The sequence below is a fragment of the Bacillus vallismortis genome (assembly GCF_004116955.1).
GTDB lineage: Bacteria > Bacillota > Bacilli > Bacillales > Bacillaceae > Bacillus > Bacillus vallismortis.
This window is the reverse complement of the sequence record NZ_CP026362.1, coordinates 3,463,067-3,477,500: the sequence shown is the minus strand read 5'-3', so window position 1 is coordinate 3,477,500 and position 14,434 is coordinate 3,463,067. Positions and strand designations below refer to the sequence as shown.

Annotated in this window: 14 protein-coding genes and 1 other annotated feature (1 of these 15 only partly in view); all 14 genes read left to right on the top strand. The window is 43.3% G+C overall.

Annotated features, from left to right (window positions below; genetic code table 11):
• Nucleotides 1-711, top strand: partial view of a protein-arginine kinase McsB gene (mcsB, locus tag BV11031_RS18390; protein ID WP_010327703.1) — the 3' portion only. The gene continues 381 nt to the left of window position 1, outside the view; the window shows 711 of its 1,092 coding nt (coding positions 382-1,092); its start codon lies off the left edge, out of view; its stop codon occupies nucleotides 709-711.
• Complete coding sequence (gene clpC, locus BV11031_RS18385) at nucleotides 708-3,140, top strand: ATP-dependent protease ATP-binding subunit ClpC (protein WP_010327704.1); 2,433 nt, start codon at nucleotides 708-710, stop codon at nucleotides 3,138-3,140. The genes mcsB and clpC overlap by 4 nt, the downstream gene beginning before the upstream one ends.
• Before the next feature lie 91 nt (nucleotides 3,141-3,231).
• The gene (gene radA / locus BV11031_RS18380; protein WP_010327705.1) at nucleotides 3,232-4,608 is read left to right on the top strand and encodes a DNA repair protein RadA; all 1,377 of its coding nucleotides are present in this window, start codon (nucleotides 3,232-3,234) and stop codon (nucleotides 4,606-4,608) included.
• Nucleotides 4,609-4,611: 3 nt separating this feature from the next.
• The gene (gene disA / locus BV11031_RS18375; RefSeq protein ID WP_010327706.1) at nucleotides 4,612-5,694 is read left to right on the top strand and encodes a DNA integrity scanning diadenylate cyclase DisA; all 1,083 of its coding nucleotides are present in this window, start codon (nucleotides 4,612-4,614) and stop codon (nucleotides 5,692-5,694) included.
• Between the two features lie 114 nt (nucleotides 5,695-5,808).
• Nucleotides 5,809-6,909, top strand: coding sequence for a PIN/TRAM domain-containing protein (locus BV11031_RS18370; RefSeq protein ID WP_010327707.1), 1,101 nt, complete (start codon nucleotides 5,809-5,811; stop codon nucleotides 6,907-6,909).
• A gap of 14 nt (nucleotides 6,910-6,923) precedes the next feature.
• Complete coding sequence (gene ispD / locus BV11031_RS18365) at nucleotides 6,924-7,622, top strand: 2-C-methyl-D-erythritol 4-phosphate cytidylyltransferase (protein ID WP_010327708.1); 699 nt, start codon at nucleotides 6,924-6,926, stop codon at nucleotides 7,620-7,622.
• Nucleotides 7,615-8,091, top strand: a complete 477-nt coding sequence (gene ispF, locus BV11031_RS18360; protein WP_010327709.1) for a 2-C-methyl-D-erythritol 2,4-cyclodiphosphate synthase — start codon at nucleotides 7,615-7,617, stop codon at nucleotides 8,089-8,091. Before ispD ends, ispF begins: the two co-directional genes overlap by 8 nt.
• A gap of 89 nt (nucleotides 8,092-8,180) precedes the next feature.
• Nucleotides 8,181-9,632: a glutamate--tRNA ligase gene (gltX, locus tag BV11031_RS18355; protein WP_010327710.1), complete on the top strand. Its 1,452-nt coding sequence runs from the start codon at nucleotides 8,181-8,183 to the stop codon at nucleotides 9,630-9,632.
• A 2-nt stretch (nucleotides 9,633-9,634) separates the two neighbouring features.
• Nucleotides 9,635-9,865, top strand: a binding site (T-box leader).
• Nucleotides 9,866-9,936: 71 nt separating this feature from the next.
• Entirely contained in the window at nucleotides 9,937-10,590 is a 654-nt protein-coding gene (gene cysE / locus BV11031_RS18350; protein WP_010327711.1) for a serine O-acetyltransferase, read from the top strand.
• The gene (gene cysS / locus BV11031_RS18345; RefSeq protein WP_010327712.1) at nucleotides 10,587-11,987 is read left to right on the top strand and encodes a cysteine--tRNA ligase; all 1,401 of its coding nucleotides are present in this window, start codon (nucleotides 10,587-10,589) and stop codon (nucleotides 11,985-11,987) included. Before cysE ends, cysS begins: the two co-directional genes overlap by 4 nt.
• Before the next feature lie 4 nt (nucleotides 11,988-11,991).
• The gene (locus BV11031_RS18340; RefSeq protein WP_010327713.1) at nucleotides 11,992-12,423 is read left to right on the top strand and encodes a mini-ribonuclease 3; all 432 of its coding nucleotides are present in this window, start codon (nucleotides 11,992-11,994) and stop codon (nucleotides 12,421-12,423) included.
• Nucleotides 12,407-13,156: a 23S rRNA (guanosine(2251)-2'-O)-methyltransferase RlmB gene (gene rlmB, locus BV11031_RS18335; protein ID WP_003225755.1), complete on the top strand. Its 750-nt coding sequence runs from the start codon at nucleotides 12,407-12,409 to the stop codon at nucleotides 13,154-13,156. The genes BV11031_RS18340 and rlmB overlap by 17 nt, the downstream gene beginning before the upstream one ends.
• Before the next feature lie 6 nt (nucleotides 13,157-13,162).
• On the top strand, nucleotides 13,163-13,675 hold the full coding sequence (rae1, locus tag BV11031_RS18330) for a ribosome-dependent mRNA decay endonuclease Rae1/YacP (RefSeq protein ID WP_010327714.1): 513 nt from the start codon (nucleotides 13,163-13,165) through the stop codon (nucleotides 13,673-13,675).
• Nucleotides 13,676-13,737: 62 nt separating this feature from the next.
• Nucleotides 13,738-14,394, top strand: coding sequence for an RNA polymerase sporulation sigma factor SigH (gene sigH / locus BV11031_RS18325; RefSeq protein WP_010327715.1), 657 nt, complete (start codon nucleotides 13,738-13,740; stop codon nucleotides 14,392-14,394).
• The last annotated feature ends 40 nt before the right edge of the window (nucleotides 14,395-14,434 follow it).

Genomic DNA, 14,434 nt, shown 5'->3' with positions numbered 1-14,434 from the left:
TGTCTTTTTCCCGGGTTTCAGCTTTTAGAAGCAATGAAAGCCGCAAACCAGATTGACGACTGGATTGAAGAAAAAGTTGATTATGCATTCAATGAACAAAGAGGATACTTAACCAGCTGTCCTACAAATGTAGGTACGGGTTTAAGGGCTTCAGTCATGATGCATCTGCCGGCATTGGTTTTGACTAGGCAAATAAATCGAATTATACCGGCAATTAATCAATTAGGCTTAGTTGTTAGAGGAATTTATGGGGAAGGCAGCGAAGCAGTAGGAAATATCTTTCAAATTTCAAATCAGATCACGCTTGGTAAGTCAGAGCAGGATATTGTAGATGACCTTAACAGTGTTGCTGCCCAGCTGATTGAACAAGAACGTTCTGCCCGAGAAGCCCTTTATCAAACCTCTAAGATTGAACTTGAGGATCGTGTGTATCGATCTTACGGAGTCTTGTCCAATTGCCGGATGATAGAAACGAAAGAAACTGCAAAGTGCCTTTCAGATGTCCGGTTAGGAATAGATCTAGGCATTATTAAAGGACTTTCAAGCAACATACTTAATGAACTAATGATTTTGACACAGCCAGGATTTTTACAGCAGTATTCGGGAGGCGCTTTGCGTCCAAATGAAAGGGACATTCGAAGAGCATCTCTTATCAGAGAACGGCTTCACTTAGAAATGAATGGGAAAAGACAGGAGGATGAATCGATATGATGTTTGGAAGATTTACAGAACGAGCTCAAAAAGTATTGGCGCTTGCACAGGAAGAAGCACTTCGATTAGGTCATAATAACATTGGCACTGAGCATATTTTATTAGGACTGGTACGAGAAGGAGAAGGGATTGCTGCTAAAGCTCTACAAGCGCTTGGACTTGGTTCAGATAAAATTCAAAAAGAAGTTGAAAGTTTGATCGGTCGCGGACAGGAAATGTCCCAAACGATTCATTACACTCCTAGAGCTAAGAAAGTCATTGAGCTTTCAATGGATGAGGCAAGAAAACTCGGTCATTCGTATGTTGGAACAGAACATATTCTTCTTGGGTTGATTCGCGAAGGAGAAGGTGTTGCTGCAAGAGTTCTGAATAATCTTGGTGTCAGCTTAAATAAAGCAAGACAGCAAGTCCTCCAGCTTCTTGGAAGCAATGAAACAGGATCATCAGCGACAGGAACAAACAGCAATGCGAATACGCCTACGCTTGACAGCTTGGCAAGGGACTTAACTGCTATTGCGAAGGAAGACAGCCTAGATCCTGTAATCGGGAGAAGCAAGGAAATTCAGCGCGTGATCGAAGTGTTAAGCCGCAGAACGAAAAACAACCCTGTACTCATTGGTGAACCAGGTGTAGGTAAAACGGCAATCGCGGAAGGGTTGGCACAGCAAATTATTAATAACGAGGTTCCAGAAATCTTACGTGATAAACGTGTGATGACATTAGACATGGGAACAGTTGTTGCCGGCACAAAATACCGCGGTGAATTTGAGGATCGCCTGAAGAAAGTCATGGATGAAATTCGCCAGGCAGGAAACATCATTTTATTCATCGATGAACTCCATACCTTAATCGGAGCGGGTGGAGCAGAGGGTGCCATTGATGCGTCTAACATTTTAAAACCTTCACTTGCTCGCGGCGAACTTCAATGTATCGGAGCGACGACTCTTGATGAGTACCGTAAATATATTGAAAAAGATGCAGCATTGGAACGCCGTTTTCAGCCGATCCAGGTTGATCAGCCATCTGCAGATGAAAGTATTCAAATTTTACAAGGTCTGCGTGACAGATATGAAGCCCACCACCGTGTTTCTATCACTGATGATGCCATTGAAGCTGCGGTTAAGCTTTCCGATAGATATATTTCTGACCGCTTCCTTCCAGATAAAGCAATTGACTTGATTGACGAAGCGGGCTCGAAGGTTAGACTCCGCTCCTTTACAACGCCTCCTAACTTAAAAGAGCTTGAACAGAAGCTTGATGAGGTTCGTAAAGAGAAGGATGCGGCCGTCCAAAGCCAAGAGTTTGAAAAAGCGGCTTCCTTGCGTGATACTGAGCAGCGCTTGCGCGAGCAAGTAGAGGATACGAAAAAATCATGGAAAGAGAAGCAAGGGCAGGAAAACTCAGAGGTTACTGTTGATGATATTGCGATGGTTGTAGCCAGCTGGACTGGGGTGCCTGTATCTAAAATCGCCCAAACGGAAACAGATAAGCTTCTCAATATGGAGAGCATTCTTCACTCCCGTGTCATCGGCCAGGATGAAGCGGTTGTCGCCGTTGCAAAAGCAGTCAGACGCGCAAGAGCAGGGTTAAAAGACCCTAAACGCCCAATCGGCTCATTCATTTTCTTAGGCCCTACAGGTGTGGGGAAAACAGAGCTTGCGCGAGCACTTGCTGAATCTATTTTCGGTGATGAAGAAGCCATGATCAGAATTGATATGTCGGAATACATGGAAAAACACTCTACTTCAAGACTTGTCGGTTCACCTCCGGGATATGTGGGATATGATGAAGGCGGCCAATTAACAGAGAAAGTCAGAAGAAAACCTTACTCTGTCGTGCTTCTTGATGAGATTGAAAAAGCACACCCTGATGTCTTCAATATTCTGCTGCAAGTTCTTGAAGATGGGCGATTGACGGATTCTAAAGGACGTACAGTCGATTTCCGCAACACGATCCTGATTATGACGTCAAACGTCGGGGCAAGTGAGCTGAAACGCAATAAATATGTCGGCTTTAATGTTCAAGATGAGACGCAAAATCATAAAGACATGAAAGATAAAGTGATGGGTGAACTGAAACGCGCGTTCAGACCGGAGTTTATCAACCGGATTGATGAAATCATCGTCTTCCATTCACTTGAGAAAAAACACCTGACTGAAATCGTTTCATTAATGTCTGATCAATTGACGAAACGCTTGAAAGAGCAGGACCTTTCTATTGAATTGACAGATGCTGCAAAAGCAAAAGTAGCGGAAGAGGGTGTTGATCTGGAATACGGTGCCCGTCCGTTAAGAAGAGCTATCCAAAAACATGTCGAGGACCGTTTATCTGAAGAACTCCTAAGAGGAAATATTCATAAAGGACAGCACATCGTTCTTGATGTAGAAGACGGCGAATTTGTCGTAAAAACGACTGCTAAAACGAATTAATATAGAAGACGAAAATGAGGCATACAGCATGTAAGTGTATGCCTCACTTTCATATCATGAAATAGAACAAGGGAGAGGTCTTACACTATATATGGCTAAAACAAAATCGAAATTCATCTGCCAATCCTGCGGTTACGAGTCTCCAAAATGGATGGGGAAATGTCCGGGCTGCGGTGCTTGGAATACAATGGTGGAAGAAATGATGAAAAAGGCACCGGCCAATCGGAGAGCGGCTTTTTCTCATTCTGTTCAAACTGTACAGAAACCTTCACCTATTACAACAATTGAAACATCAGAAGAACCCCGTGTTAAAACCCAGCTTGGCGAATTTAACAGGGTGCTCGGCGGGGGAGTCATTAAAGGCTCACTCGTGTTAATCGGCGGTGATCCCGGTATCGGAAAGTCCACGTTGTTACTGCAAGTTTCAGCTCAATTATCAGATTCATCGAACAGTGTATTGTACATTTCGGGAGAAGAATCGGTTAAACAAACGAAACTGAGAGCAGATCGTCTCGGCATTAATAATCCGTCGCTGCATGTTTTATCTGAAACCGATATGGAGTATATTTCGTCTGCTATAGAAGAGATGAATCCAGCGTTTGTCGTTGTTGACTCTATTCAAACGGTTTACCAAAGCGATATCACATCGGCTCCCGGCAGTGTGTCACAGGTCAGAGAGTGTACGGCTGAGCTGATGAAAATTGCCAAAACAAAAGGCATTCCGATCTTTATCGTAGGACACGTAACAAAAGAAGGGTCTATTGCAGGGCCGAGATTGCTGGAGCATATGGTTGACACTGTTTTATACTTTGAAGGAGAACGTCACCATACTTTTCGTATATTGAGAGCAGTAAAAAACCGTTTTGGTTCTACAAACGAAATGGGTATTTTCGAAATGCGTGAAGAGGGACTCACCGAGGTTTTGAACCCTTCAGAAATTTTCTTGGAAGAGCGCTCAGCAGGATCTGCTGGCTCGAGCATAACTGCCTCTATGGAAGGCACGAGGCCGATTCTCGTTGAAATTCAGGCGCTCATCTCGCCGACAAGTTTTGGAAATCCGCGGCGTATGGCAACGGGTATAGACCATAACAGGGTTTCGCTGTTAATGGCTGTGTTAGAAAAAAGAGTTGGGCTGCTGCTGCAAAATCAGGATGCCTATTTGAAAGTAGCTGGCGGCGTAAAGCTTGATGAACCGGCAATTGATCTTGCCATTGCGATCAGCATCGCGTCCAGTTTTAGAGACACACCCCCAAATCCTGCCGATTGTTTTATAGGTGAAGTGGGATTAACCGGAGAAGTCCGGCGGGTTTCTAGAATTGAACAGCGTGTGAAAGAAGCGGCTAAGCTTGGTTTCAAACGCATGATCATACCCGCGGCAAATCTGGAAGGCTGGACAAAACCAAAAGGGATTGAGGTTATCGGAGTAGCAAATGTTGCAGAGGCGCTTCGTACTTCATTAGGAGGATAATAGATGGAAAAAGAGAAAAAAGGGGCGAAACAAGAGTTAGACCTGTCATCTATATTGCAGTTTGTTGCTCCTGGTACACCGCTCAGAGCGGGTATGGAAAACGTTTTGAGGGCAAATACAGGCGGTCTGATTGTTGTTGGTTATAATGATAAAGTAAAAGAAGTGGTGGACGGCGGTTTCCACATTAACACTGCTTTTTCTCCGGCACATTTATATGAACTGGCTAAAATGGATGGAGCGATTATTTTAAGTGATTCTGGTCAAAAGATCCTATACGCCAATACACAGCTAATGCCTGAAGCCACAATTTCTTCATCAGAAACAGGAATGCGGCACCGCACCGCCGAAAGAGTAGCTAAGCAGACCGGCTGCCTTGTGATCGCAATTTCTGAAAGAAGGAATGTTATAACGTTATATCAGGAAAACATGAAGTATACACTAAAAGACATAGGATTTATCTTAACAAAAGCGAATCAAGCCATTCAAACACTTGAAAAATATAAGACAATCCTCGACAAAACAATTAATGCACTAAATGCATTAGAGTTTGAGGAGCTTGTTACCTTCAGTGATGTCTTGTCTGTGATGCACCGTTATGAAATGGTATTGAGAATCAAAAATGAAATTAACATGTATATCAGGGAACTGGGAACAGAAGGACATTTGATCAAGCTGCAAGTCATTGAATTGATTACGGATATGGAAGAAGAGGCGGCTTTATTTATCAAGGATTATGTGAAAGAAAAAATTAAAGATCCGTTTGTTCTCTTGAAAGAGCTGCAGGATATGTCCAGTTATGATCTGCTGGATGATTCCATTGTTTATAAACTGCTCGGCTATCCAGCTTCTACAAATCTTGATGATTATGTATTGGCTAGAGGATACAGGCTGTTAAATAAAATTCCGCGTCTTCCAATGCCGATTGTTGAAAATGTTGTAGAAGCGTTTGGTGTTCTCCCAAGGATTATTGAGGCGAGTGCAGAAGAATTAGATGAAGTAGAGGGAATCGGTGAAGTACGAGCCCAAAAGATTAAAAAAGGATTAAAACGGCTGCAAGAGAAGCATTATTTAGACAGACAGCTGTGATTTCGGTTAAAACCTTATGAATACGGGTATATTACTGTTGGTTTTTGTTTATTCTGATATTCGTAGGATGCATAAAGCCTTGTGAAAATAAAATGTTAAAAAGGAGGTGGGGGTATGTTAAAACGAATAGTTCAGGCGTTCTTCATTATTTTCGGCGGCGTTGTTGGTATATTTTTAATACCTGAATTGTTTGTACTGTTAAGTATACAGGACATACCTTTAATAACAAACGCATATACGTCTGCGGCAATAGGAGCAATTATCTTTTTTCTCATCAGTATATGGGGTACAGATTATGTTGTGAACTGGATGAAGTGGGTAGAGGATTCATTGTTGAAGGCGCCGGTTCCAGATTTGTTGTTTGGAAGCCTTGGCCTGGTTTTTGGACTTATAATCGCTTATCTTATCGTAAATGTTATCCCTTTAGACAATATACCTTACCGCATATTCAGTACAATCATCCCTGTGTTTTTGGCTTTCTTCCTCGGTTATCTAGGCTTCCAGGTGGGCTTTAAGAAGAAGGATGAATTGATCAGCCTGTTTTCCATTTCCGCCAGAATGCAAAAGAAAAAAGGGACAGCAGATGAAGAACATGAGGTTCAGGACAAGAAGCTGAAAATTTTGGACACAAGTGTTATTATTGATGGGAGAATTGCGGATATTTGTCAGACTGGGTTTTTAGAGGGAATTATTGTGATTCCGCAGTTTGTCCTTGAGGAATTGCAGCATATTGCTGATTCTTCAGATGTTCTAAAACGGAACAGAGGACGCCGCGGTCTTGATATCCTGAACCGCATTCAGAAAGAATTAGACATTGAAGTTGAAATTTATGAAGGCGACTTTGAAGATATTCAGGAGGTTGACAGCAAGCTCGTCAAACTCGCTAAGCTGACATCCGGGGTCGTCGTGACGAATGATTTTAATTTAAATAAAGTATGCGAGCTTCAGAAGGTAGCGGTATTAAACATTAATGACCTTGCCAATGCGGTCAAGCCTGTCGTGCTTCCTGGCGAGGAAATGAATGTTCAGGTCATTAAGGACGGGAAAGAGCATAATCAGGGAGTTGCCTACTTGGATGACGGTACGATGATTGTCGTTGAAGAAGGACGCAATTATATCGGCAAGCATATTGATGTACTCGTTACAAGTGTGCTGCAGACAGCAGCGGGACGAATGATTTTTGCCAAGCCCAAGCTGTTGGAGAAGGCGCTGTAAAGGGAGAAAAAACAATGAATTATGATGTCGTGATTCTTGCAGCCGGACAGGGAAAACGGATGAAGGCAGGGAGAAATAAACTGTTCATCGAGCTGAAAGGAGACCCTGTGATCATACACACGTTAAGGGTGTTTGACAGCCACCGGCCGTGCGAAAAAATCATTTTGGTGATTAACGAGCGAGAGCGGGAGGATTTTCAGCAATTGCTGACCAATTATCCGTTTCAAACCGCTATTGAGCTTGTTGCAGGCGGAGATGAGCGTCAGCACAGTGTTTATAAGGGGCTGAAAGCCGTGAAACAAGAAAAGATAGTCCTCGTTCACGACGGCGCCCGGCCTTTTATAAAGCATGAACAAATTGACGAACTGATCGCTAAAGCGGTACAGGCAGGAGCGGCCATCCTTGCTGTTCCGGTAAAAGATACGATTAAACGCGTTCAAGATTTACAAGTCAGAGAGACGATTGAACGTTCAAGCTTGTGGGCTGTCCAAACTCCACAAGCTTTTCGTCTTTCTTTATTGATGAAGGCTCATGCTGAGGCCGAACATAAGGGATTTTTAGGGACGGATGACGCCAGCCTCGTTGAAGAGATGGAAGGCGGTTCGGTCCGTGTTGTAGAAGGCAGCTATACAAATATTAAGTTGACGACGCCAGACGACTTGACGTCAGCTGAAGCGATCATGGAATCAGAAAGTGGGAATAAATATGTTTAGAATCGGACAAGGATTTGATGTGCATCAATTAGTGGCGGACCGTCCTCTGATAATTGGCGGAATCGAAATCCCATATGAAAAAGGGCTGCTCGGCCATTCTGACGCAGATGTCTTGCTGCATACCGTTGCTGATGCTTGCCTCGGAGCTGTTGGAGAAGGCGACATAGGCAAGCATTTTCCTGACACTGATCCCGAGTTCAAGGACGCTGACTCTTTCAAATTACTTCAGCATGTCTGGGGGATCGTGAAACAGAAGGGGTATGTTCTTGGAAACATTGATTGCACCATTATTGCACAAAAGCCGAAGATGCTGCCATACATAGAAGATATGAGAAAAAGGATCGCTGAAGGCCTTGAAGCAGACGTTTCTCAAGTGAATGTAAAAGCAACAACGACAGAAAAGCTTGGATTTACAGGCCGAGCGGAAGGAATAGCGGCTCAAGCGACAGTACTGATACAAAAAGGCTAACTTGCTTTGATGCCGGGTCTATTTGGTGGTAGAATAGATTCATACATTTAGCCAGAGGCCATACATGACATGAAAGGAAGTATTTGAAAATGGGAAACGAAGTACGCGTCCGTTATGCACCGAGTCCAACAGGACATTTGCATATTGGAAATGCCAGAACGGCGCTTTTTAATTATTTATTTGCCCGCAATCAAGGCGGTAAGTTTATTATCCGTGTTGAGGACACTGATAAAAAGCGCAATATTGAGGGCGGAGAACAAAGCCAGCTGAATTATCTGAAATGGCTCGGTATTGACTGGGATGAGAGTGTCGATGTCGGCGGTGAATACGGTCCATATCGTCAGTCAGAGCGTAACGATATTTATAAAGTATACTATGAAGAGCTTCTTGAAAAAGGGCTTGCTTATAAATGTTACTGTACGGAAGAAGAGCTTGAAAAAGAACGTGAAGAACAGATTGCCCGCGGAGAAATGCCGCGCTATTCCGGGAAACACAGAAACCTGACTCAGGAAGAACAAGATACATTTATTGCTGAAGGCAGAAAGCCAAGTATTCGTTTCCACGTGCCGGAAGGAAAAATCATCGCCTTCAACGATATTGTTAAAGGCGAAATTACTTTCGAGACAGATGGCATCGGCGACTTTGTTATTGTCAAAAAGGACGGAACACCAACCTATAACTTCGCGGTAGCGATTGATGACTACTTAATGAAAATGACACACGTGCTGCGCGGTGAGGATCACATTTCTAACACACCGAAACAGATTATGATCTATCAAGCATTCGGATGGGATATTCCTCAGTTCGGACACATGACGCTAATCGTAAATGAAAGCCGTAAAAAGCTCAGCAAACGCGATGAGTCTATTATTCAATTCATCGAACAGTATAAAGAGCTTGGCTACTTGCCAGAAGCGCTGTTCAACTTTATCGGCCTGCTTGGCTGGTCACCGGTTGGAGAAGAAGAGCTATTCACAAAAGAACAGTTTATTGACATTTTTGATGTAAACCGTTTATCTAAATCACCAGCTTTGTTTGATATGCATAAGCTAAAATGGGTTAACAACCAATACGTGAAGAAACTGGATCTTGATCAGGTTGTTGAATTGACGCTTCCGCATTTGCAAAAGGCCGGAAAAGTCGGCGCTGAGATTTCTGCTGAAGAACAAGAATGGGTTCGCAAACTGATTTCCCTTTATCATGAGCAATTAAGCTACGGAGCGGAAATTGTTGAGCTGACTGATTTGTTCTTTACTGATAAGATCGAGTATAATCAAGAAGCAAAAGCTGTTCTGGAAGAGGAACAGGTTCCTGAGGTGCTCAGCACATTCGCTGCGAAGCTTGAAGAGCTTGAGGAGTTCACTCCGGATAACATCAAAGCATCGATCAAAGCAGTGCAGAAAGAAACTGGCCATAAAGGCAAAAAACTGTTTATGCCGATCCGTGTTGCTGTAACGGGTCAGACTCACGGTCCAGAACTGCCGCAATCCATTGAATTGATCGGAAAAGAGATCGCGATTCAGCGTTTAAAAAACATCTAAATAGATGATTGTTGACAGGGAAGAGTATAAAGCTTTAGGCCATTACAGAAAGGATCTTCATTGGCTGAGAGAGATCCATGAGCCGGGTTTTAGAAGTGCGCCCTTAAGACCTTTGAAGAACATTTTTCGAAATCAGTATTCAAAGGCGGCCGCCGCCGTTACAGGCTGAAGTTGGGAGAGCAGAAGTCTGCTTTTCAAACAGAGTGGAACCGCGCGGTTAAAGCGTCTCTGTCATGTTTACATGCAGAGGCGCTTTTTTTTATTGGCGATAGAGGAAATCAGATAGAGAAACGGGGGGAAGCATGTGTTTTTTAAAATGCTCAAAGAAGACATTGATACAGTGTTCGATCAAGATCCTGCAGCAAGAAGCTATTTTGAAGTGATTTTAACTTATTCCGGTTTACATGCTATATGGGCGCATCGGATTGCACATGCTTTATATAAACGAAAATTTTATTTCCTTGCACGCCTAATATCTCAAGTAAGCCGCTTTTTTACCGGGATCGAAATCCATCCCGGCGCTACAATTGGGAGGAAATTTTTCATAGATCACGGTATGGGAGTTGTCATTGGGGAGACATGTGAAATCGGCAATAACGTCACCGTTTTTCAGGGGGTTACCCTCGGGGGGACGGGGAAAGAAAAGGGAAAAAGACACCCAACGATTAAAGATGACGCATTGATAGCCACAGGTGCTAAAGTGCTTGGTTCAATTACTGTCGGTGAAGGCTCAAAAATTGGTGCCGGTTCAGTAGTGCTGCATGATGTTCCTGATTTTTCAACAGTTGTCGGCATCCCTGGACGGGTCGTTGTACAAAATGGCAAGAAAGTAAGACGCGATTTGAACCATCAGGATTTGCCCGATCCGGTTGCTGATCGATTTAAATTTTTGGAAGAGCAGATTTCAGAGCTGAAGGCAGAAATTGAAGACAGAAAAGAAAGGATCAATCAAAAATGACAATCACTCTTTATAATACATTGACTAGACAGAAGGAAACGTTTGTTCCTCTTGAAGAGGGAAAAGTGAAAATGTACGTGTGCGGCCCGACGGTTTACAATTACATTCACATCGGGAACGCGCGTCCGGCTATTGTTTATGATACAGTTCGAAACTATCTGGAATATAAAGGATATGATGTGCAGTATGTTTCTAACTTTACAGACGTAGACGATAAATTAATTAAAGCAGCGAATGAACTTGGTGACGATGTACCTGCCATTTCAGAGCGTTTTATTAAAGCATACTTTGAAGATGTAGGTGCGCTCGGATGCCGTAAAGCCGACCTTCATCCGCGAGTGATGGAAAACATGGATGCGATTATCGAATTCGTAGATCAGCTCGTGAAAAAGGGCTACGCTTATGAATCAGAAGGTGACGTTTATTTCAAAACACGAGCATTTGAAGGGTACGGAAAGCTTTCTCAGCAATCAATTGATGAACTGAGATCAGGTGCACGCATCCGGGTCGGCGAGAAAAAAGAAGATGCTCTTGATTTTGCGCTGTGGAAAGCGGCAAAAGACGGAGAAATCTCTTGGGAAAGCCCTTGGGGTAAAGGGCGTCCGGGCTGGCATATTGAATGCTCAGCGATGGTGAAAAAGTATCTGGGTGACCAAATTGATATTCATGCGGGCGGTCAGGATTTAACATTCCCACACCATGAAAACGAAATCGCGCAATCTGAGGCACTGACAGGCAAAACATTTGCGAAGTACTGGCTTCATAATGGCTATATCAATATTGATAATGAAAAAATGTCAAAATCACTAGGCAACTTTGTGCTTGTGCATGACATCATTAAACAGCATGATCCGAAGCTTTTGAGATTTTTTATGCTATCTGTTCATTATCGTCATCCGATTAACTATTCAGAAGAGCTTTTAGAGAATACAAAAAGTGCGTTCAACCGATTAAAAACAGCATACAGCAACCTTAAGCACCGTCTGAACAGCAGTACGAATTTAACGGAAGATGACGATCAATGGCTTGAGAAAGTAGAGGACCACCGCAAAGCATTCGAAGAAGCGATGGACGATGATTTTAATACAGCGAATGCCATTTCTGTTTTATTCGACTTGGCGAAGCATGCTAATTATTATCTTCAGAAGGATCATACGGCTGATCATGTGATTACAGCATTTGTTGAGATGTTTGACCGCATTGTTGCTGTCCTCGGCTTTTCATTGGGTGAGCAGGAACTGCTTGATCAAGAGATTGAAGACTTAATTGAAAAAAGAAATGAAGCGCGCCGGAACCGCGATTTTGCATTATCAGATCAGATCCGCGACCAGCTGAAAAGCATGAATATCATTCTTGAAGATACGGCTCAAGGCACTCGCTGGAAACGGGGAGAATAGTCGGATGCTTGATTTTGAGACGATAAAAGATTCAAAGCAGCTCAACGGTCTTGCGCTTGCTTATATAGGTGATGCCATATTTGAAGTGTATGTCAGGCATCACCTGCTTAAGCAGGGCTTGACGAAACCAAATGATCTTCATAAGAAATCAAGCCGGATCGTTTCGGCAAAGTCACAGGCTGAAATCCTGTTCTTTCTGCAGGATCAATCATTTTTTACGGAAGAAGAGGAAGCGGTGCTGAAAAGGGGCAGAAATGCCAAGTCGGGAACGACACCTAAAAATACAGATGTTCAAACGTATCGCTACAGTACAGCATTTGAAGCGCTGCTGGGTTACCTTTTTCTGGAGAAAAAAGAAGAAAGACTTAGTCAGCTCGTTGCCGAAGCTATACAATTCGGGACGTCAGGGAGGAAAACAAATGAGTCAGCAACATGATTACGTCATAGGGAAAAATGCAGTGATCGAGACGTTAAAATCAGATCGTAAGCTGTATAAGCTGTGGATGGCGGAAAACACCGTAAAGGGACAAGCACAGCAGGTGATTGAGCTTGCGAAAAAGCAGGGAATCACGATTCAATATGTCCCGAGAAAAAAACTCGATCAAATGGTGACAGGGCAGCATCAAGGCGTAGTGGCACAGGTTGCTGCTTATGAATATGCGGAACTGGATGATTTATATAAAGCGGCCGAAGAAAGAAATGAACAGCCTTTCTTCCTCATTTTGGACGAGCTTGAAGATCCTCATAATCTTGGTTCGATTATGAGAACAGCCGATGCGGTCGGCGCCCACGGCATCGTGATTCCAAAACGGAGAGCTGTCGGGCTGACAACAACAGTGGCCAAAGCTTCAACAGGGGCAATTGAGCACATCCCTGTCGCAAGAGTCACCAATTTGGCGCGGACGTTAGAAGAAATGAAAGAGCGGGGTATCTGGGTTGTCGGAACGGATGCATCAGCACGCGAAGACTACCGCAATATGGACGGCAATATGCCTTTGGCATTAGTTATCGGAAGTGAAGGAAAAGGGATGGGCCGCCTCGTGAAAGAAAAGTGTGATTTTCTCATTAAACTCCCGATGGCCGGGAAGGTAACTTCACTGAATGCATCTGTCGCGGCGGGTCTTTTGATGTATGAAGTATACCGGAAGCGAAACCCTCTGGGAGAATAAAGACCCATGGATATCCTGTTAGTAGACGGATACAACATGATTGGAGCTTGGCCGCAGCTGAAGGATTTAAAAGCGAACAGTTTTGAAGAGGCGAGAAACGTACTGATTCAGAAAATGGCGGAATATCAATCGTATACAGGAAACAGGGTTATTGTTGTTTTTGACGCGCATCTCGTAAAAGGGCTTGAGAAAAAACAGACCAATCACAGAGTTGAAGTGATTTTTACAAAAGAAAATGAGACGGCTGATGAGCGGATAGAAAAGCTTGCTCAGGCATTGAATAATATTGCGACTCAGATTCATGTTGCGACCTCTGACTACACTGAGCAGTGGGCGATTTTCGGACAGGGAGCATTGCGGAAATCGGCCCGGGAGCTTTTGAGAGAGGTTGAAGCGATTGAAAGGCGAATACAGAGACGGGTCAGAAAAATCACTTCCGAAAAGCCGGCGGGTAAAATTGCTTTATCGGAAGAGGTTTTGAAAACGTTTGAAAAGTGGAGGCGGGGGGACTTAGATTAAGTTGACGCTTTTTTGCCCAATACTGTATAATATTTCTATCTACGTGCGCCGGGGGGATCGGAGTGAATCTACAGAACAACAAGGGAAAATTCAACAAAGAGCAGTTTTGCCAGTTGGAGGACGAGCAGGTCATTGAAAAGGTTCATGTTGGGGACAGTGATGCGTTAGATTACTTGATTACAAAGTACCGAAATTTTGTTCGGGCAAAAGCAAGATCTTATTTTTTAATAGGAGCGGACAGAGAGGATATTATTCAGGAAGGTATGATAGGCCTCTATAAGTCTATTCGCGACTTTAAGGAGGACAAGCTTACCTCATTCAAAGCTTTCGCAGAATTATGTATTACCCGCCAAATTATTACCGCAATAAAGACAGCTACTCGCCAGAAACACATTCCTTTGAATTCCTACGTCTCATTAGATAAACCGATTTTTGATGAAGAATCAGACCGAACGCTGCTTGATGTCATTTCAGGAGCGAAAACTTTAAATCCTGAAGAAATGATTATCAATCAGGAAGAATTTGATGATATTGAAATGAAAATGGGAGAACTATTAAGTGATTTAGAGAGAAAAGTACTGGTTTTATATCTTGACGGGAGAAGTTACCAAGAGATTTCTGATGAATTGAATCGGCATGTGAAATCGATTGATAACGCCCTTCAGCGTGTGAAACGCAAACTGGAGAAGTACTTGGAAATTCGCGAAATTAGTTTGTGACAGGGATTTACGTTATATTGACAGTATTTTTCTGACTATG

Bases quoted from the DNA above. Each gene is read 5' to 3' on its own strand.
- clpC (WP_010327704.1), top strand. From the start codon at position 708: ATGATGTTTGGAAGATTTACAGAACGAGCTCAAAAAGTATTGGCGCTT.
- radA (WP_010327705.1), top strand. From the start codon at position 3,232: ATGGCTAAAACAAAATCGAAATTCATCTGCCAATCCTGCGGTTACGAG.
- disA (WP_010327706.1), top strand. From the start codon at position 4,612: ATGGAAAAAGAGAAAAAAGGGGCGAAACAAGAGTTAGACCTGTCATCT.
- BV11031_RS18370 (WP_010327707.1), top strand. From the start codon at position 5,809: ATGTTAAAACGAATAGTTCAGGCGTTCTTCATTATTTTCGGCGGCGTT.
- ispD (WP_010327708.1), top strand. From the start codon at position 6,924: ATGAATTATGATGTCGTGATTCTTGCAGCCGGACAGGGAAAACGGATG.
- ispF (WP_010327709.1), top strand. From the start codon at position 7,615: ATGTTTAGAATCGGACAAGGATTTGATGTGCATCAATTAGTGGCGGAC.
- gltX (WP_010327710.1), top strand. From the start codon at position 8,181: ATGGGAAACGAAGTACGCGTCCGTTATGCACCGAGTCCAACAGGACAT.
- cysS (WP_010327712.1), top strand. From the start codon at position 10,587: ATGACAATCACTCTTTATAATACATTGACTAGACAGAAGGAAACGTTT.
- BV11031_RS18340 (WP_010327713.1), top strand. From the start codon at position 11,992: ATGCTTGATTTTGAGACGATAAAAGATTCAAAGCAGCTCAACGGTCTT.
- rlmB (WP_003225755.1), top strand. From the start codon at position 12,407: ATGAGTCAGCAACATGATTACGTCATAGGGAAAAATGCAGTGATCGAG.
- rae1 (WP_010327714.1), top strand. From the start codon at position 13,163: ATGGATATCCTGTTAGTAGACGGATACAACATGATTGGAGCTTGGCCG.